This window comes from Pseudomonadales bacterium (assembly GCA_013215025.1).
Taxonomy (GTDB): domain Bacteria; phylum Pseudomonadota; class Gammaproteobacteria; order Pseudomonadales; family DT-91; genus DT-91.
This window is the reverse complement of record JABSRR010000141.1, coordinates 1-20,288: the sequence shown is the minus strand read 5'-3', so window position 1 is coordinate 20,288 and position 20,288 is coordinate 1. Positions and strand designations below refer to the sequence as shown.

The 20,288-nt window shown below is 41.6% G+C and carries 17 protein-coding genes; all 17 read left to right on the top strand.

Translation table 11 applies throughout. The features are described 5' to 3' along the window. On the top strand, nucleotides 1-1,809 hold a 1,809-nt coding region (gene terL / locus HRU21_09370), incomplete at its 5' end, for a phage terminase large subunit (GenBank protein NRA42497.1). A 14-nt stretch (nucleotides 1,810-1,823) separates the two neighbouring features. Continuing rightward, a complete protein-coding gene (locus HRU21_09365; GenBank protein NRA42496.1) occupies nucleotides 1,824-2,486 on the top strand; it encodes a hypothetical protein in 663 nt (220 codons plus the stop codon). A 10-nt stretch (nucleotides 2,487-2,496) separates the two neighbouring features. Further along, a complete protein-coding gene (locus HRU21_09360; protein ID NRA42495.1) occupies nucleotides 2,497-4,092 on the top strand; it encodes a hypothetical protein in 1,596 nt (531 codons plus the stop codon). A gap of 13 nt (nucleotides 4,093-4,105) precedes the next feature. After that, nucleotides 4,106-5,206, top strand: a complete 1,101-nt coding sequence (locus tag HRU21_09355) for a collagen-like protein (protein ID NRA42494.1) — start codon at nucleotides 4,106-4,108, stop codon at nucleotides 5,204-5,206. A 2-nt stretch (nucleotides 5,207-5,208) separates the two neighbouring features. Continuing rightward, entirely contained in the window at nucleotides 5,209-9,903 is a 4,695-nt protein-coding gene (locus HRU21_09350; GenBank protein NRA42493.1) for a right-handed parallel beta-helix repeat-containing protein, read from the top strand. A 612-nt stretch (nucleotides 9,904-10,515) separates the two neighbouring features. Continuing rightward, nucleotides 10,516-11,025, top strand: a complete 510-nt coding sequence (locus HRU21_09345; protein NRA42492.1) for a hypothetical protein — start codon at nucleotides 10,516-10,518, stop codon at nucleotides 11,023-11,025. Nucleotides 11,026-11,041: 16 nt separating this feature from the next. After that, nucleotides 11,042-12,160: a hypothetical protein gene (locus HRU21_09340; protein NRA42491.1), complete on the top strand. Its 1,119-nt coding sequence runs from the start codon at nucleotides 11,042-11,044 to the stop codon at nucleotides 12,158-12,160. Nucleotides 12,161-12,181: 21 nt separating this feature from the next. Then, entirely contained in the window at nucleotides 12,182-13,357 is a 1,176-nt protein-coding gene (locus HRU21_09335; protein NRA42490.1) for a hypothetical protein, read from the top strand. 50 nt (nucleotides 13,358-13,407) lie between these two features. Then, nucleotides 13,408-13,884: a hypothetical protein gene (locus HRU21_09330; GenBank protein NRA42489.1), complete on the top strand. Its 477-nt coding sequence runs from the start codon at nucleotides 13,408-13,410 to the stop codon at nucleotides 13,882-13,884. Continuing rightward, nucleotides 13,874-14,380: a hypothetical protein gene (locus tag HRU21_09325; GenBank protein ID NRA42488.1), complete on the top strand. Its 507-nt coding sequence runs from the start codon at nucleotides 13,874-13,876 to the stop codon at nucleotides 14,378-14,380. The genes HRU21_09330 and HRU21_09325 overlap by 11 nt, the downstream gene beginning before the upstream one ends. Before the next feature lie 8 nt (nucleotides 14,381-14,388). After that, nucleotides 14,389-14,721 carry a hypothetical protein gene (locus HRU21_09320; GenBank protein ID NRA42487.1) on the top strand — a complete coding sequence of 111 codons (333 nt, stop codon included), beginning with the start codon at nucleotides 14,389-14,391 and terminating at the stop codon, nucleotides 14,719-14,721. Continuing rightward, nucleotides 14,718-15,323: a hypothetical protein gene (locus tag HRU21_09315; protein ID NRA42486.1), complete on the top strand. Its 606-nt coding sequence runs from the start codon at nucleotides 14,718-14,720 to the stop codon at nucleotides 15,321-15,323. The genes HRU21_09320 and HRU21_09315 overlap by 4 nt, the downstream gene beginning before the upstream one ends. A gap of 13 nt (nucleotides 15,324-15,336) precedes the next feature. Further along, nucleotides 15,337-17,244, top strand: coding sequence for a DUF3383 family protein (locus HRU21_09310; protein ID NRA42485.1), 1,908 nt, complete (start codon nucleotides 15,337-15,339; stop codon nucleotides 17,242-17,244). Nucleotides 17,245-17,254: 10 nt separating this feature from the next. Then, nucleotides 17,255-17,752 carry a DUF3277 family protein gene (locus HRU21_09305; protein NRA42484.1) on the top strand — a complete coding sequence of 166 codons (498 nt, stop codon included), beginning with the start codon at nucleotides 17,255-17,257 and terminating at the stop codon, nucleotides 17,750-17,752. Between the two features lie 57 nt (nucleotides 17,753-17,809). After that, nucleotides 17,810-18,358: a hypothetical protein gene (locus HRU21_09300; GenBank protein NRA42483.1), complete on the top strand. Its 549-nt coding sequence runs from the start codon at nucleotides 17,810-17,812 to the stop codon at nucleotides 18,356-18,358. 62 nt (nucleotides 18,359-18,420) lie between these two features. Continuing rightward, nucleotides 18,421-18,654: a hypothetical protein gene (locus tag HRU21_09295; protein NRA42482.1), complete on the top strand. Its 234-nt coding sequence runs from the start codon at nucleotides 18,421-18,423 to the stop codon at nucleotides 18,652-18,654. 9 nt (nucleotides 18,655-18,663) lie between these two features. Next, a partial coding sequence (locus tag HRU21_09290; GenBank protein ID NRA42481.1) for a hypothetical protein occupies nucleotides 18,664-20,288 on the top strand: 1,625 nt, incomplete at its 3' end.

Sequence of the window (20,288 nt, the reverse complement as noted above, 5' to 3'; positions counted from 1 at the left end):
AATAGTATTGATTATAGTTCAGCAGATCCAAACGACATCAAGGAAGTGCATATTGCTATGCAGATCCTTAGTCACCTCAAGACCCAGGATAAATCAATTATTGAAGAGTTGTATTACATGCAGCTCATGGAAAATTTTGGAATTGAGGAAGAGGACCCGACAGAACTGACTCGAGAAGAGAAAAAGTTCGTAGCAAGTTCATTTAAATATTTTGTACGCTACATGTTCCTGGTTGAATACGGATTCAGATGGAAAGCCAATTGGCACCATGATTTACTTTGTGATACTCTAGAAAATCTATTCCTCGGGAAACTCGATTGTCCAAGAATAATCATTAACATCCCACCGCGCTACAGCAAGACCCAGTTGCTTATTTATTTCATTGCGTGGACAATGGGACACGTCCCAGACTCTCAGAACATTCTAATCGGTTACTCGAAGATGCTCTCCATGGACTCATCTTCCAAGGTAAGGGACATACTTACAAACGAAAAGTACTTGTCCATCTTCCCCATAGAGCTCGATAAGAGCTCAAAGGCTAAAGATGACTTCAAGACTAAACAGGGTGGTTCAGTCTACGCTACATCGACCGGTGGTACTTTAACCGGTAAAGGTGCAGGCAAGATGCGCATCTCCTGGGGAGGCTGCATCGTTTGTGATGATCCGAACAATACCCTGGACGCATTCTCTGAAACTCAAAGGGATAACGCTAACTCATGGTTCGCGAATACATTATTGTCCAGACGGAACAATATGGCCCACACTCCAATCATAGTAATTCAACAGAGGGTACATGAGAATGATATATCTGGCTTTCTTACTCCTACTGATGATAATCCCCTTGGAGGAGTTGGTGAGGATTTCACACACATTAACGTCCCTGCCATACTTAATAAAGAGGACCTGGAAACACTTAAAGTCCCTATGGATTCCCCCACGCGATTAGAAGGCGATCCAGAGAAAGACGAATACCCTTTGTGGGCTGAAAAGATCCCACTCGCAAAATTAAGAAACATGAAAGAGAATTTACCGATTCTCACCTTTTTCGGTCAGTACATGCAGCAACCATTTGCTACAGATGGTACGATCATAAAGAGTTCATGGATGATGCCCAGGCCAAAGCCAAGGGAATCAGAAATTAAATACAGAGTTTTCATACTAGATACAGCGCAGACTAAGACCAACCGATCTGACTGGTCAGTTATTTTAGTAGCAGCAGTCCTTACTGACAACTCTGTTTTCATAGAAAATATTCACCGCGAACGGATGGAAGCTCCAGACCTCGCGGATCAAGTACTCAAAATGTTCAGGGTGTATAAACCCATGAAAATTTACATTGAGTACAAGTCTTCCGGTATAGGGCTGATTCAATATCTCAAACGAGAGAAAATCCCTTTACCGATCTCCCCAATCCCGCGAAACGCCTCTGCAGGTGATGGAGACTCATTAGTTCGAGCCAGTGCAGTATCTACTTACATTAAGTGTGGGTACGTATCTTATTTGGAAAATGCTCCATGGGTTCCCACATTCATGCACGAAATCATGGCGTTTCCTACAGGCACACATGATGACCAGGTTGATTGTTTAGTTGATCTAGTTGCCCGTGAAGTAGTTCCTAACGGCACAGCCTTGCACGACATGTCCGTGGATAATCTCCCTCTAAAAGACAGTACTTATGAAAAAGTAGTGCAGCAGGAAGAAATAGAGACTGTGGAAGACTTCATAAATCATCTGGACACCATGGGAATAAATTACCGTGGTAAAAAGAAACAAGAATCAAACGAGCCCGATTGGGCTGCCATGCTATAGCAAAAGGAAAAATTATGAGCGACAATAAACCAACAAAGAAAGAACAAATAAAAGCATTGATCGATGCCGGCTTCTCAATGGAAGAGGTCGTTGAAAAGAACATTGCAAAACCTTCATACGTGAAATCAATGTTCACTCAGTTCGCGAAGGACAAGATTGAAGATATGGAAGTAGTTAAACTTGGGGAAGATCCAGAAGCAATGGAAACACCTAAGATCATCATCGATCCACAGGACATCAGTGAAGATGGTCCAGATCTCCCAGAAGGCGCGGTCATATCAATGATCGGTGGTAAAGTGATAGAAGGCTTCGCAGAAGGCGATCTAGTAGAAGTTAAGAAAGAAGACATCCCGGAAGAAGCTGAGATCAAAGACGAACCTCTTGAGATCAAAACTGTAGAAGATACTCTACAGAAGCACTACGACTCTTGTAAAGAATGTCTAGAAAGAATCGAAATGAAGAACATTCCTAGGATCACTCAAGCAAAATGCCAACGTTACATTAATTTGGCCAAGCAAGTACTTGTAACTAAAGATCTCAGAGGCGAGAGACTTCAATCCCTAAATGCTATTTATAATTACATCATCCCAAGACCTGCTGGACGTAGCGAAACAGTTAAGGTTTTAGCTCTTCACAGAGAGATGCAAAAATTGTTCCGAGCACATTACAACAAATAAGGAGTAAACTATGCCCTTATCCCAATTTCCAAAAACTGACACAGAGTTAGTAATTCCTCAAGAACAGATGAGGGCAGGAGTAATTCCTCCAGACCAAGGACAAACAGCACTTAACGTGCTGTATGGTACTTTAGTTGATACTAGGGACCCTAACCAATCAACACAAAGCCTTTCCAACAAGATTAACACTTACCGTAAGATGCAAGCTGATCCTACGGTAGGGGGCGCTTTGCAGGGGTACGAGAATATCCTATCCTTAGTTTCCTGGGACACAGTTCCAGCTGATCCAGAAAAGATAGGCGCCAAGCCAGAAGGCTGGGACGAGAAAAAATCCAAGGAAGTTCGAGATTTCGTTGCAAGCTGTTTTGATGATATGAACTCTTCAATAGAGGACAATATTTCCTCTGCATTGGACATGTTAGCTATAGGATTTCAAGTCACAGTACCCCAATTCAAAATTCGCGGAGGATCTACGGAAGATCCCAGAACAAACTCAAAATACAACGACGGAAGAATCGGCTGGAAGTATTGGAAGTCTATACACCAAGAATCTATTGATCGCTGGTTACTAAAAGATGGAGATGGATATGAGGACCTCACAGGACTCAGACAAATTAAAGTTAACGGAGGGTACGAAACAATTCCAAGAAATAGAATGCTACTTTTCAGAACCACTACAAAGGGCGGCAACATGGAAGGAGAAAGCATCCTGTACTCAGCAGTCAGCACTTGGGAACAATTGCAAAAAACTCTCGCCACTGAGGCGGTTTCTCTATCTCGTAACCTTGAAGGTATACCTGTACTTAAAATCGCCTCGCGTTACCTATCAGAGAATGCTACAGCAGACGAAAAGAAATTACGAGATTTCCTCATACGTCAAGTCAAGTCCATTAAGTACAACGACCAAACTGCGCTGGTACTCCCTTCTGATGTAGACGCAGAATCAAAAGTACCAATTATAGATATTAGCCTAATGACAGCCGGACCAAACGTTCGCGTTGACCAGTGCCGTCAGGTGGCTTCCGCACAGGAACAATTGATCGCAGAATCAATCCTTGCAAACTTTATGAAATTAGGATCAGGTGGAGGCTCTTACGCAATGTCAAGCTCTATGCAAGACATGTTCGTATTGGCCATGAAGAAGTACCTGGACAACATCGCCTCAGTAATCAACAACGAAGCTATCCCTGCCCTCCTAAAACTGAATGGAATGGACCCTATGTATGCTCCGTGTCTAGTTCACGAAGGCTTAGAAACTGAGTCAGTAGGCGTATTTGTTGATGCCCTTGTTAAATCTGTACAATCTGGTGTTATTGTTCCAACTAAGGAACTGCAGCGCACAGTACTTACCAAACTCAGAGCCCCTGTTGCAGGTGCTGACGAGGCTTGGAAAGAGACTGCAGAACTGCAGAAAGAGCTAATGGAAGCAACTAGGAAGCAAGCAGAAGTTGCCGGGCAGCCAAATCCTAAACAGACCCAGGGTGCTAATCAGCAGAAAGGTACAGAGACCTCTCCGGAAAAGGTATCTAAAAATAAAGAACCAGAGGTCTACGAAGTACAGGGACAATACTACCAGTACAGGAACGGTCAGCTAGTTAAAATGTAAAAAAGGAGGCTCTATGAGCGATTCAAATGTCAAGAGCCTTGAAATAAAGGGCATAGATGATATGCCTTTGGGCTTGGCCAAACAAATATGTACTCCAGAACAGATAGCCAAAAATGTAGGAGTGAAGCCTATACCCGGACCTAAAGGAGACAAAGGAGATCCAGGTAAGGACGGAGAAGACGGTAAAGACGGCAGGGATGGTAGAGACGGTAGAGACGGAGTGTTTTTCCTAAAAGACGCAATAATGAAAAGCCCAGAAATTGTGTTAGAAAACGATAAGTTGTCAAGGGGCTTAAAAGGAGAAAAAGGCGACACTGGAGAAAAAGGAGACACTGGAGAAAAAGGGGACACTGGAGAAAGAGGTCCAGTAGGTCCTAGAGGAAGAGATTTCCCTGAAGAAAAAATATCACAGATCCTAGAGGCAGCGACAGGAGGAGAATCTCCTGTTGTTGATGTAAACATAACTCAAGAGAACAACAAAGCCTATGTAGTCTGTGATATGAAAGATGGTTCTGTTAAGAGGAACAGCTTTAATCTAGTAATGACTTCTCCAATAGCTAAATCTAAGATACTAGGAGATAGTATAACTCCAGGAAAATTAATAGGTTTCCAAGATTTTGCAGATTCTTTGACAGCCAATACTCCAATCTTAACAGGAACTGGTGGTGGGACAGTACAACTTACTAACGATAATAATGGAGTCTTAACTGACGGTAACACCAATTATAACCAAAACACTACTTTAGCTGGGGTGACGGATATTTGGAGAACTGAAGATAACGTATTCAGTTTCAAGAATACTGGAGTTAAGGAAAACGACACTCATTTTGTGCGTATCCATTTAGCCATAACACCTCTAATAGTTCCTTTAGATCACTCGGTTTCCTTAGATTTCTACGCAACACAAGACGGTACGGGACCTAGAATTTTCGGATTCAGTACTAAACTAGCAACTAGGACAGATAGGGCTGGAGTTGAGCAAGAGCATTTAATTGATCAAAGGTACTTCGTAGGACAATCTATCACTGAAGGTTCCTTGAAAATATCCTATAATTCAAATACGGCAGCCTCCGTTAGAGTTATAGGCTGGAACACATTAATGTTAAGGAGATAGTAATGAGTGTAAGAATCTACAAAGCGGAAAACTCTAATGAAGTGATATTTGAAGGAATCCCCACACCTTCCATAAACACAGAACTTGCCTTATGCGAGGCTAACGACCCTAACATAAACATAAAGACTCTAGCCACTAACGAATATATACTTTTTGATATACCCTACACAGAGTTTGAAAAGAAAAATGGTCAACCAGCAGGGAATTCTTCAACAGAAGTTAAACAATATTTAGACAGTCAATTCGTTTCAGTAGATCCTACAGATGTTTCTGTTAGTTACAGGGGGTCCTGGAACGCCAATACAAACACTCCGGACCTCACAAACGACACTGAACTAGGGTTCACTCCCAGTAACGGTGACTGGTTTTATGTAACTTTCGCAGGAACATACGATGGGGAAGACTATGACATAAATGACGTAGTTAAATACAACGGTACTGATTGGCAGAGAATACCTACAGCAGAACCCTGGGAGTACGTACCTGCTTCAGATTCTACAGACATAGATGGATCTTACAACAGAAACATAGTCAATTACACTCTTACCAATAATAAGGACTTAATTCTACCAACATTAGATGCCTCACAACAAGGGTGGAGATGTATTTTAGTAAACAGCTCTACTACTAATCGCAGATTACGTGTTATGGGATCATCTTCTGGAAGCAGAGTTGTCAATAAAGGAGGATCTGTAGATATATTGTGGAATGGTTCAGATTATGTAGTTTTAAACTACACCAAGTCTAGCGGATTCATATCAGTGGAGGATTTTACTGAAGCTTCGGTAAATCACGCAAACACAATATATGTAAGCAGCGACTATGCAGGATTAGAAGAATCTACAGGAAGCGTACTAAGTCCTTACACGGATATTCAAGACGCAGTTGATAACGCTAGTGATGGAGACACTATTGACCTCAGAGGGGAGTTTATAATAACTTCTGAGATAACACTACCTAGCGACAAGTCTTTACATTTCACAAGTAAAAAAGGTCAGACTGTAATAAAGTACTCTAACTACAACAGTTCTAATGGACACATTTTTCATCAGAGTTCCGATAGTAGCACAAAAGAGTATAGTTTTGAAAACATACAGATAATGAACGCAGGTGGGTATGGTATCTACGCAAAGTCAGCTAGTAAAATAGAAATAGATGGATGTACTCTTAAAAACAATGGTTGGAGCGGCCAAGGACTACATACTGTATTAGACAGTTCCACATCTGGAGTTCTCGGTTATGATTCAACTAGCGCTGAACTACAGTCATTTTACTCAGGATCTGAAGCATCTAATGGTGGTGCTATTAGAATACAGGGCGTTCCTCAAGTAGAGATTACTGCTAACACTGTACAAAACAATCTTAGAGGTGTAAGACTTCAAGACTGTGGTATTAATGGCTATGGATTCGTAACTAGAAATGTTTCTAGTCAGAACATAGATTCAGGTATCTATTTAGCAGCAGGTTCCTTAGCAGGGTGTCAGAATATAGTAGTTACTATTAATAGTTCTGCCTACAACGCCAACAATGGTTTACTTTGTGTTGGTGGGCTAAATAACAAATTCTCTCAGAATGAGGTTAACGGTAACTGGAATGCCGGTTTCTGTGCGTGGGGTTCTGCTAACACTACTTTAAGAGATTGCGGGTTATACGACAATAACAGATCTTCATATAATGGCATAGGCAACACAGGAGATGCGAAAGCGTCAATTCAAATTAATGAAGCTTATGATTTACTAGGAAATACCATTAGTTTAAATCCTGCTGCTAGATTCATTGCAGAAATTCTAGATACTCAAGTACATTACACCGGACTAGGTTCAAATACTGAGAAGGTAGGATTCTTAATAACAGAAGAGGTAGGAAATCTCCCGAACGACAATAAAAACATAATCAAAGTTGACGATGTTGGGTTTATCGGACAGGATTACGCACTCGACTTTAGTGAAGTAGATTTGACTAACTTAAGAGTATCTTTAGGAGACAACTCCTATCAAGCAATAGGAGAGAAATCAGTAAAGAATCCTTTAGAAGGCACTTACTTCGAGTTACCTTTTAGTAACCATTCTATGAACCTTACTGAAGTGGACATAAGTGTAAACTCTACTGACAACATTATCATAAGAGAAGGAGTATCTGGAAGCAGAATAAATCCTTATAATGTTAATGAGCTGCAAGCATTGGCATATGGCGCAGATATTCAAGTAGTTTTAAAAGAGTCAAATAAGATACAATTCATCGTACCAGTTGCATCTTGTAGCATTGACGGGTATATGGTAAACTCTGTATTATCTAACGCACTAGTTCAGTTAAACGACACATTCACGAACACCACAGGATTCTCCTCTGGAGGAGGCAATCCAGTAACTAACTTTAGTTTAAGCGGGAATGATTTAACTATAACTCTACAAGACGGTACTTCCTACACTGTGGACGTTACCACATTAGGAGTAGACGAAAACAAATTCGTATCTAGTGGGGCGTTGAACGGATCTAACTTAGAGCTGACAATGAACGACTCTAGTGTGGTGGTTATAGATGCCACAAATATGATTAATGGATCTAGCCTACCTGCCAGGTCTAATGATTGGTATATATCTTATGGCAGTAATGCAGGAGACGAAGTAGAGGCAGCTAGTATTGTAGCAACTTACGAGAACAAGCAACCATTCTATAATGGGGATTTCTTAGAAAAAGGACAGGAATATGTCTGGACTCACGACAGTAATGGATATTACGTACTCGGTGTTTACACAGGCCCAGAGGAAACCAGTGATGATGTAGAAATCACCTACTCTGCTAAATGGTCCCACCTTTTTAGATTCACTACAACAGGAACTAACAGGGTCTCAGAGACATCTTTTGGTGTAGACGTAGCTAGTCGATACGCAACAGGATACGAACTAACCAATAACACAGTATTGGCATTGAGGTACGGTAACGATAACCACCTTTACCTATTAGACATTTCTAACGGAGGTGAGACTATTATAGGTAAGTCTAACATAGCTCTCGTAGGAGATAGTCAGATTATTTCTTTTGGAGGACAAAATCAACCTAATGCTAAGTTCCCTATAATGATTAAAAGAAATCAAGAATGGGAAATAGTCCATGATTTTGACAATAGCGAGAGTGGTGAAATTATAGACGGTGTAGAAGAAGATACCGTATTGAAATCAAACATCTCCATAGGTCCAGGAGAGAAGCTAATTTGGAACATGAATTACTTTGGGCGTACAGAATATCTAGGAATAGGCTATTCTGGAGCTTCTTCTGGAAATTCTTCTCCATACAATGATATAGACAGCTATTTCAGATACCTGACTTCTGAGCAGATCTTTCCAGGAAATGCTTGGACTATGAATACAAACGCATCTAACTACGACCCCACAGGAGGGGGAAGATACGGTGTAATAGGAACAAACTTAGGAACAGTTTCTCTTATATACAATATAGACAACAGTCTAGAGCTGTATCACGAGTCAGCAGGTGAGATCATCATGACTAGGACATTAGACCTCGATGGAAGTGACATCAATCTTGTATTCCAGGCAAACGAAGCACATCCTTTTAATAGAATACCAAAAGTATCAAAACAGATTATAGGATCAGGCCCTCAACCTGTAACTACCTTCGCTCCCGATATAAGTGACCAGACTATCAACATTACAGAAGGAGTAGCATTCAACGTACCTATAGTATTAGATTCAGGGTCCGACATAGTTAACCAATACGTAGAAGAGGATGCTCCTAGCTGGGCAGTCCTTAACCAAAGTACGGGATACTTTAATGGAACAGCTCCAGCATATAGCGGAACTTCTGATTCTTACGAAATAAACTGTAAAGCTGCTAATGCTGTAGGAGGTTCTACTAACTTTAAAGTTACTCTCAATGTAGAGGAACTTGTTTATACTAATACTAAATCTTTAAAGTTTAGGGATGGATCAAGCTCTTACTTAGGAGGCAATGCAGCCCTTATATCAGCCTTGGAACGAAGTGCTAATGGTTCTGGTTCCAGTGATGCTTGGACTATTAGTATTTGGTATAAAGGATCTACCTCTAATCAAGGACAAACATTGTTTTACTTCGGAGGAAGTGATACAGTAAATACTGGACATATTGAGATTAAACAAACTAATCACAATGGTCAAAAAAGAATCAGATTAAGATACGGGTCTACCTCAAATCATATACAGCTTACCACTCCTAGCGGCTCTATAGACTCTGTGAGTGAAGGCTTCCAACACATACTTGTAACTTACGATGGAGGAACTACTGGAACAAATTCTAGTGAGATGTCAGACTACTACTCCCGGTTCAAAATCTATATAGATGGTGACCTGCAGAGCACTAGCAACACTCACTCTAATTATGGTTACAGTAATTCGATAGTAGGACAGAATTATAGATTCGGCAGATTCTCTAGTGGAAACTACGCAAGAGACATACTGCTCAACCAATTAGCTATTTGGGATAGTGACCAATCTAGTAATGCGGCAGCTTTGTATAATTCTGGAAATACTCAAGATCTTAGTATTTTGAGTCCAGGTGTTGCAGGACTAGACAGTAATTATGTTGATCCAGATCACTACTATGAGATAGAAACTAGTGTAAGTACTATACAAGACTTGGTAGGTACTGCTCACTTTGTAGGGTACAACTTCATCTCTTCAGATTTAGTTGACGATGCTCCTTAGAGGGACAATATAAATGTTCACTTACAAATATAATCTTAGGGCTCTGGGCTATCCGGAGGAAGATTATGAAAAGATTGCTAAGAAAGCTCTAAGCCTTGCGCGTGGAGCTTCAGCGGTTGATACAGGACGATTTAAGAACGGATGGACTACCAAAGTTCAAGGTGACATCCTTCTCGTCCAGAATGCGGTAAGATACGCTCCATATGTGGAGTTAGGATCAATCGTATACAGGTTCCATCGGTATAGAATCCGAAGAGCCCTAGCTACTCTGGGACTAACCCAGGGTACTGAAAATTTTGGAACTGGAGACCAGAGCTTTAGCACTGGACCGAGTACTAGAACAGGGACAGAGACAGGTGCTCCTTCTGGAGCAAGTGGTGTACTACAATCCTCACCACAGACTCAACCCCAGATCCAACCTATCACAGAACAGGAAATTCGATCTCCTGCTCTTGTAGCTCGCAGACTGACTGTTTCGCGAGTGCAACCCACACCTGTGCCCAAGGTCCAACAAATACCAAAGGCACAGTTATTCAACAGATCTCGTTTGTTGGAGCTCATAGTAGCAGCAGAGATCGCAAACCAAACCATAAATAACGAAGAGGAATAATTATGGCTTTCCAAGCAACTTCAATTATCCACGATGCCCTCAAAGGCACACAAAGCGTACACGTTAATGCCTATGCTCTCGAATCTGCAGGTATTGTTGACGAGTACGAGGCTTCTAAAGCTAACGGATTCACTCCTACAGCCGGTACTAAAGTCGCCCTAATGGGTCAAGCTACTACAAACCTTACAGGCACAGCTAGTTCTTCTGGCACAGCTGTTACAGGTAGTGGTACTGCTTTCACTACAGAACTATCTGTAGGTAGCATTATCTCCAATGCAGCTGGCGACGAATTCCGTGAAGTTACAGCTATCACGGACGACACAAACCTCACAGTAGATTCTGCTTTCACAACAGATCTTTCCAGTGAACAACCAGATTCCGTTGATTCTGTATACCACGTAGACACTGTAAGATACCTTCGCCCTTTCCAGGCAATGTGTCACTTCAACAAATCTATCGGAAGAGACGTTGCTGTTTCTACTGAAGCAGTAGTTCAATCTCTCGAAAGCTAATTAAGGCCTTCTCACTATGAAATTACGTAAAGTATTCGCAGAACAAAGGGAAATCACTGCTCCGGTACTGGTCCCTGACGAAGGTGACTACCACGGGCATATTTATAGTGAAGAAGAAGTCCATCAAGCTTGTCGAAACTATCGCGAAAATTGTCGTAAGGCAAACATTCAACATGCTTTTGACATAAGCAAAGATACTGCTGAATTCGTTGAGCACTATCTAGCTCCTGCTGACATACCAATGGAAACCACAGACGGTACTATTACTGTCAAGAAAGGTACTTGGTTAGCCACAATGAAGATCAAAAACGATACTCTATGGCAAGATGTCAAGGACGGAAAATTCACAGGTTTCTCTATCAGTGCAAATTGCATGTCGCAGAAGCTTAGTAAATCAAAATATGCAGGTGGTAATGCTGTTGACGAAGGTCACAGGGTCGAAAAGCGTTTGTTCGACATCGACTTCTCAGAAGAAGATCACCACGTAGCCTTAGTAGACGAGGCAGCTAACGCGACCAAGATCCTCGTCATGAAAGCAAAACAACCTCAAACAAAGGATAAAATTATGTCCGTAGAAGACAAGAAAGCTCAAGAAGCTCTCGCAAAAGAAAAAGCTAAAAAAGAGCTCGAAGCCGAAGCTGTAAAAAAAGCTAAAGACAAAGAATACGAAGAACTCAAAAAGTTCAAAGCCGATCAACTAGCTAAAGAAGAGACTCAAGCTGAAGAGCTCAAGAAAGAACGAGCTAAAGCAAAAGCTGAGCATGAAGAGCTCGAAGCTCTCCGTAAAGCTAAGGACGAAGCTGAAACAGCTGAGTTCGTTCAGAAAGCTAAAGATCTTAAAGCTGACGACGCTGAAGGTTTTGGCTCCGTTCTCAAGAAGTGTAAGTATGCTCTTGATGAAGTAGAGTTCGAAACCCTTGAAAAACAGCTTGGCAAACTAGCCAACATCACAAAAGCTGAAGACAACGGTACCTTCAATAATGTTGGTGAATCCAACGCTGAAAAGCTCGTTAAGTCTAAAGACCAACGAATTGCTAAATTAAGAGCTGAAAAGCTTGCCGCTGGTGTAGGTCGTCATCTAGCTTCTAAACAAGCTCGTCAAGAAGTAGAAGCTGAAATGGCTTCTGCACAGTAATTAAAATAAAGGATATAAATCATGGCCGAAATTAACTGGACCAACAACCACATCCAACAAGAGATCCGCGACACATCTGTGGCTGCATGGGAATTAAACGCTAACCTCTATGCAAGTGGTATCATTCCTCAAAAATCAAGCAAGCGTTCTACTGGAACATACTGGGAATACGACAAAGCTTACTTCATGTCAACACAGGTTGCTACTCGCCAGCCTGGTACAGTTGCACCAATCGCTAAGTACGCTGCTAGTATCGCTACATACAGTATTACACAGAAACACCTTTCTGTTGCTGTTACAAACGAAGAGATCGTTGAAGCTTCCGACACTCTAGAACCAATGAACGACGCTTCTAACTTCCTCGGTAACAACTTTGTAGTTGACTACGAAATCGACTTTGCCAACACCTTCCTAGCTGATGACGTTTGGGAATTTCAAGCTGCTGGTGCTACAGGAGCTTCAACTAACCCTATCGATGGAGATGTAACTCTACCAATCGGTACTTCTGGTGCAGGCTCTTTCCGTTTCTGGAACGAAGGTGCTGCTGGTGAGTCTGATCCTATTCTCATCCTCAAGCAAGCTGTTCGCACTATGCAGAAACAGACTGGCATGCGTCCAAACAAACTTCTCATCCCTCGTTTGGTTTTCGACCAACTCGAAGAGAACGAGCAAGTCAAACAATGGGCCTCACTCACTATTGGTGTAAATGGTGGTGACGATCAAACTAAAGCTATCCTCCAGAAGAACATCGGTTCTGGCGTTGGTGGCGCTCCTATTGACATTCAAGTTGTAGAAATGTCTTACCAAAACATAACGTCCATCGCTTACGCGAACAGAGACACTCAGAACTTCAACTTCGGCCAGACTTCTACACCTACATTTGGTGACATGGAGTGGGTACTCGAGACTTCTTGTCTCCTTATGTACTCTGGTCCTAGTTTCAGCAAGTACTCTCGCACAGCAGCTGCTTGCATGAAGTGGGATGGTCTCACTGACACTATGGCAGGAAGTGATCCTTCACTTGCTCGCGGTTCTGTTGGTGGTGGCATTGATAGTACTAACCTGTTGATTCGCGCTCGTTACGTAAAAGAGAACTTCACGTCTTACGTTGATGGTTTCTTCGCTTACGATAACAACGTGGTCAGTCCTCAGTTAGGCTTCTACCTTAAGAACTGTATCAACCCAGCTACAGTTTAAGCTGAATAGCCCCTCTCCGGAGGGGCGAACTCTCAAATCAAGGAGGAATTATGTCGTGGACTTATGACCCGTCCCAATTAAGTTCGAATAAAATATTTCAAGTAAGATTGAATATAGGTCAGGTAAACCAGTATGATTTAATAACACTCCAGGACGAAGAGATAAAGCACTTCTTAGGAAATTCATACGAAAACATAACTGACGCATCGATCAAATGTCTGGACTCTATGATCTCCAGAGCTGGCCTCATGGTGGACAGGGAGACAGGACAAACCGCAGAGAGCGCATCTCAATTGTTAGAAGCTCTCAAAAAATCTCGAGACGATATGCTGACTTCAGCTTCTCGTAATACCCCAATTTTCGCGCAGTTTACTGGATTCTTTGAAGAAGACAGACAAGAGCAGCAAAACGACCCCGACATCTACCACGATGGCTTGACAATGATCTCTGAATTTCCAGAGACAAGATTAATCAATGGCCCTACTGGTCCTGGTCATGCTCCATTGAACGGCTCTAGTGGCACGTAGAGCAAAAAATCGCAGAGGCGGAAAAGCTAAGAGAAAGAATGTTAAATTGGACACTACAGGACTTAAAGAGTTCCAAAAAACATTCGGTAAGAATGGGCAGACTTTCGAAATAGGCTTATTTAATAAAGAAAGTGCTCGTAAGGGATACTTACTTGAATACGGTGACCCAGAACACTACTTTAAGAAAAGGCGACCTTGGCTAGGCCCTTTAAAGTACGAGAATAACCAGGCTATTCAAAAGATAGTCCCAGAACTAGCCCTATTTGCAAAGAAGGCTTTTGAGGGAGAAGATACAAGTAAACGTACAGCTTTCGATATAAAAAGAATAGTTCAAGACTATGTATACGATCAACAATTCCCAGGAGCAGGAGTACCTTTGTCCCCCCTCACTATAGCCATGAAAGAAGGGAATGAGAAAGTTGGTATAGATACGGGAAAAATGCTCAAAGACATCGAAGTACGTCTAAAGGGCGGTAAGAACAAGAAAAGAAAATAGGAGGCATAATGTCGTTCGTAAGAGAAGGCCCAGTGACGGTCAAAAGAGTCACACCTCCAGAGATAGACATCGAAACAGGAAGATATGGCGAACCTATAACGGAAACTTTTACTCTCATGGGATCACTACAACCAGTGGTTGGTGAGGATCTTGAAAAGTTACCATCTGGTTTCCGCGTATTCGATGCAAAAGTATTGTTTCTTCACGAATCTTTAGAAGAGAACGACATCATCGTTTACGGAGGATCTGAATTCTACGTTAACCACAAAGACGAGTGGGACCCTTATTTCTCACCAATTCCCCATTACAGGTACATTCTGTTGAAGGATGTGGCACGATGATTGATTATTCAGAAAAATTCTTAGACCTTCTAGTACCCATATTCAGACCTATTTTGGCTAATGGTAGAGATCCTTATTATCTAATACAGGCCCATCCTAACTTCGTAGCCCCATCTGATCCTTACGCAGTTATCGATGTAGCCAATGTTCAAGATGTTGGGACGCTAGAAACAGGTGACATAGACGAAAATGGGATGCAGGTAAAACAGCACCAGGATGTCACCTTAATAATAGACACCTTTGGAAAAGGCGCATACACAGCTGCTACTAAGTTAGCAAGGTATATGGAATATCCTTCCATGACCCAAGCCCTCAGTAATGTTGGCGTATGTTTCCGAGACAACACGCAAGTTAGAAATTTCACAGAACTAATTCAAGCCGGCTACGAAGAACGAGCCCAGTTTGAGATAACATTAGGTACTGCGGACGGTAACTTTGCATCTTGCTACAATCCTGCTAATGAAGGATTGCCTAGCCAACCTACATACGATGAGGGTATTACCCCGATCGAAAATGTATGCGTTAATATCGCAGTTGCACCTACTGGAGATGCTGCCGACGGCACATTAGACCTTGGTACAACAAAAATAAATTCACAATAAACAAGGAACAATTATGTCTCAAAGCAATTTAGACCTTCTTGTAGATATTCAAGTCACCCGTGACACCCCGTCGTTCACTGCACCGAATTTCAATTCTGCTATGTTTGTTACAGACGAGCAGATTTTCTCTGAAGTTTACAGACAGTACCAGAGTGCAGCAGACATGCTGACTGACGGTTTCGATAGCAAAGGTAAAACTTATCGCGCAGCTGTCACATTCTTCTCTCAAGAAAACTCTGTTAATGAGCTCACTATTGGTCGTAGAGACGCAACTACTGCTACTCTAACAATGCTTGATTCTCAAGTTATCGACAATACTGATTACACAGTAACATTCCAAGGCACGCCTATCACTTACAATTCCGGAGTAGGCGCTACAGCAGACACAATCATGGACGGTATTGCAACTCTTGCAAATGCCGATGCCACTATACCTGTAGAGGTTACAGTAGTTTCAACTGGCTCCAATGCACTCACACCTATAACTGCAGCCGAAACTAGAGCAATCACTGATCCTAACGACCCCTCAAACGGCTACCGAGTACTAATCGACGGAACTCTTGGAACTGCCTCTGGTCAGTTTGCAGCCCAGGATGATACTGTAGCTACTTCTGTTATAGGCACAAACACAGCAGTAGACACTCGTGCTTACGACTCTTCACTCCTAACACCTACTAGTGGCGACGTAGTTTTACTAGACTCTAGCCTCGGTACACTTGCTGGTGATTTTTCTGGCATGTCCAACGGTTCTGTAGCTACTTATACTACTGTCTGGACAGAGACTACTAGTACTGCCAATGACACTTTTACAGTTGCCGACGAAGCAGCTGGAGCACAAACTTACTCATTCGACGGCGTTAATGTAGATCTTGGTGTTCAGTGGACATTTGAGACTCCAAACAACAACGAGTCGATTGAGATTGTAGACGAATCTAATACATCTTACATGTACGACTCTTCTCTTTCTCAGTGGTTATTGGCAACAGGCGCACGTATAGATATATATGAAAACACTGGATATTCACTTACAGTAGCTTCTAGTCTTTCTCAATTCACAACTACTTATGGTGGTCAAGATACATGGGCAAATGCTCTTAAAAACATATCAGCATCTTATGGTCTTTGGACAGTATTGATGACTTACGACCATTCAGTATCCGGTATCTTAGAGATCGCCTCTGAAATCGAAGCTAACTACAAAGCTCTTTACTTTGTTACAAATAGTAACGAGGAAAACCTCGTAGCAGTTCCAGAGGACACTACCCCGGACGCAAACAACGTCTACGGTCTTCTCCAACAGTTCAACTACGACAGAACAGTATTCGAGTACTCTGCAACTGCAGACGAAACATATGGAGAATGTGGATGGGTCGGAGAAAGAATCTGGACAGCTCCAGGGTCTTCTATCTGGGGATACTCTCAAGTAACTGGGGTAGTAGCCGACTCCCTTTCTGCAACAGAAAGAAATGTGCTGCAGCCCTACGGTAACTATTTCATCGACTTCGGCGGAGTGGACATGGTTCAAGAGGGTAGAGTTATTTCTGGTGAATGGATTGATACAATCCGTGGTGGAGACAACATGGCTTCTGACATGCAGATAGCCCTAGTTCGCAAACTAGCTACCACAGTAAAATCTGGTAGTAAAGTTCAATACACTGATGAAGGTCTCGCTGAGATCGCCATTGAAATAGAACAAATCTGTGAACAGTACATCTCTCGAGGATTCATCGCTAAGACAGTATCTAAGACTGATAACTTCGGAAAAGTATCTACTCGTAAAGGGTACTTGGTATACTACGATCCAGTCTCCGCAACTACTTCCGCTCAACGTCAATCTCGTGAAGCTCCTCTGTTCACAGTTGCAGCTACTTTAGCAAACGCTGTTCAGAAAGTTAACGTACTAATTAATCTTTACGTATAAGGAGTAAATTATGGGTGTAGCAACATATTCACCAAAGAAACTTGTTAACAGTGTGGCCGGAGAAACAATAACTGGCTTCAGTGATTCAGACATTGTTACAATTACTTTGGACGAACCTAAGTTCGTAAAATACACTTCTGTTGACGGGACAACTTCCCGCTCACACAATGTGTCCGACTCTGGTAGATTCGTCTACACATTGAATCAGACATCAGCAGCTAACCAGATATTCTCTGGACTACTTAAAGCAGACTTAGCTAACCCCGACGGTTCTGCTACTTTCGGTCTGGGTGTTCGTGACAATAACACGAGTGGTACAGGTACTTATTTCTTAGGTACTGGTGCCTGGGTAGAAGGTATGCCAGAATCTGGATATGCTAAAGAAATAGGCACTCGCGAATGGGTGATAGAGGCTTCAAACATCGAATGGAATATCTCAGGTAATGAGTCCAGTGATGTTGTTAATGCCCTTTCAACAGCAGCTACGGTAGCTGAATTCTTAGCATAAGCAAAATTAACCCCTCTCTTATGGGAGGGGTATTTTTAAACATAAGGAAAATAGATCATGAGAAGAAAAACTCAAACAAAGCCACACTACTTTAAAGTAGGAGAAGAGCAGTTCAAATCAGTCAAATTTGGGTACCTGGACGGTAACGAATTACTATTAAAATACATGCCCAAGCTGATTAAAATTTTCAGAATTTTTAAGTCTAACAAAAAAGAAGAGCAAGAACAAGAACAAGATTTAGAGCTAGGGCAAGAACAAGATTTAGAGCTAGGGCAAGAGAAATTTCTAAATATAAATATAGAAGAACTAGTAGATGCCCTCGGCGAAAACACACTTAAGAATCTAGCTGAAGATCTCTTCGAAAAAACTTACTTAGAGGAAACTAAAGAGAATTGGGTACTTATTGATCCTCAAAATTTCGATAACACAAAAGAAATGTTTTCTGTAGCTCAAGAAGTGTTTAATCACAATTACCCGGATTTTTTCGGGGGAGACAACGATTTACCGGAGCACGAAGTCTCCCAGAAAAAGAAGACACTATCAAAGTCTCCCCAGAAGTCAGAGCCGAGCAAGAAAAATATAAAGCCCAACGTTCACAAGTTGTAAGACAGTACGCTAAAGATCGCAATCTCCCAGATGACTTTTGGGACATTAAGACTCAAGAACAGATGGAGATAGAAAATCCAGAGCTCAAAACTGAAAGAAGCCTGGACGAGTACATCTCATCTATCAGTGACACCTACATAGACATCGGTTCCCTGTGTGACGCAAGGTACGGCAGTTTCGTGGAAATAGCTTATGAGTGGTCTTGGGAGCAAGCAAGAAACATGCTCGAGATATTAGAAGTTAAAAAAGAATTAGAAAGGCGTGACAATATAAAACAACACGCACAAACCCTTTAGGAGGTAATCATGCTTATTATCGATGTATCGAAAACAAAAAGCACCTCTCAGAAATTAGAACTGGACGGTGACGGTGTAGACTACGTAATCCAGTTTGACTGGTCCACAAGATACCAAAGATTCTTCATGCAGATTTTAGACGCAGACAAGAATCTTCTAATCTCCGGATTAAAATTAGTTCCTGGGAGTCCCTTGAATTTGACCAACATTGATACTAATGGTCCTAAAGGACTTTTCATGGTAGTTGGTACGGGCGACTTGACTCGCGAATCATTCCAGAACGGAGGCTACAAATTATATTATTTCCAAAGATCTGGACCAAACAGACTACCTTTGGTAAATGAGTTCTTAACACAAGCAGACTTCCAGGAATATGTGGAAGAGAATGCTCCAGAGCCTCCTAATTTCTTCGACGGACTATTCGTCACAGAAGCTCAGACGGGACAACCAATATCTCCAATCATAACTAACTCTACAGGCACTGAAGTGTCGTGGCTTTGGGGAGACGGAAACCTCTCACAGAATAATTCTGCCCCTACAAAAAATTATATAGATGACGGAACAAGCCACGAGGTAGATACTTACTCAGTTCTGCCTGCAGACTTTGACACTATCGATGTGTCTGATTGTTATGTTACAGGAATCAACCTAACAGCATCTAACAATATAACTAGCCTCTACGTCCAAAACAATAAATTGGGCGAACTAAACATCGGTACTCTAGTATCATTGACAGACATTGATTTGAGCAATAATTTGGTTACGAGTTTTCAATTGGAAGGTAATCCCTACTTGCAGACTTGTTATGCACAAAATAATGAGATAGAAGATATTTCTATTAATAGTGTACCTTCTCTAAGGATATTGAATGTTGCAGGTAATAGGATAGCTTCTGTTGATCCCTCTAACGGAACAGCACTTGAAGAGCTTTATCTCTCTAATAATAACATTGGGACATTAGACCCAACAAGTAACACTTCTTTAACGACCTTAGAAGCATCGGGCTGCGGCCTTAGTGCTTTGGATATATCCTCTCTGAATCTTGAGAGATTTATTGCATCATTTAATAACATATCTTCAATCGCCACAAATAATTTAACCTCTTGTGATTATTTTGATATTAGTGAAAACAACCTACCCTCAGATAATGTTGATAGTGTAGTCATATCTCTAGATAATAATAATATTGTCGGAGGCTACCTGTCGATAGAAAACAACAGTAATCCCACAGAAGCATCTTACCCTTCCTACCAGAGCTTAATATCGAAGTCCTGGGTGATTAATATAGATGATTACATTTTTGGATATTCTGCACTTTTTGCAACATACTCCCAAGGAAGTATAAGTTTTTCAGTAACTACACTAGACTTATCTAACGCAAGTTGGGATTTTGGAGACGGAACAGTACTTATACAGAATAATAACCCGGCATACACATACTCTGATGGAGAGCCTTATCACGAAGTAAGCATTTCGATAGCACCTGACCAATTAGGGAGTATATCAGCCCCATCGAACGAAATATACTCCATAGACTTGGACCCTTATGTAAATGCAACTTCTATTGATCTAAGTGACAATCAACTAACAACTATTGATATAAATTATAATACTCTAGTTGAGACTTTGGATCT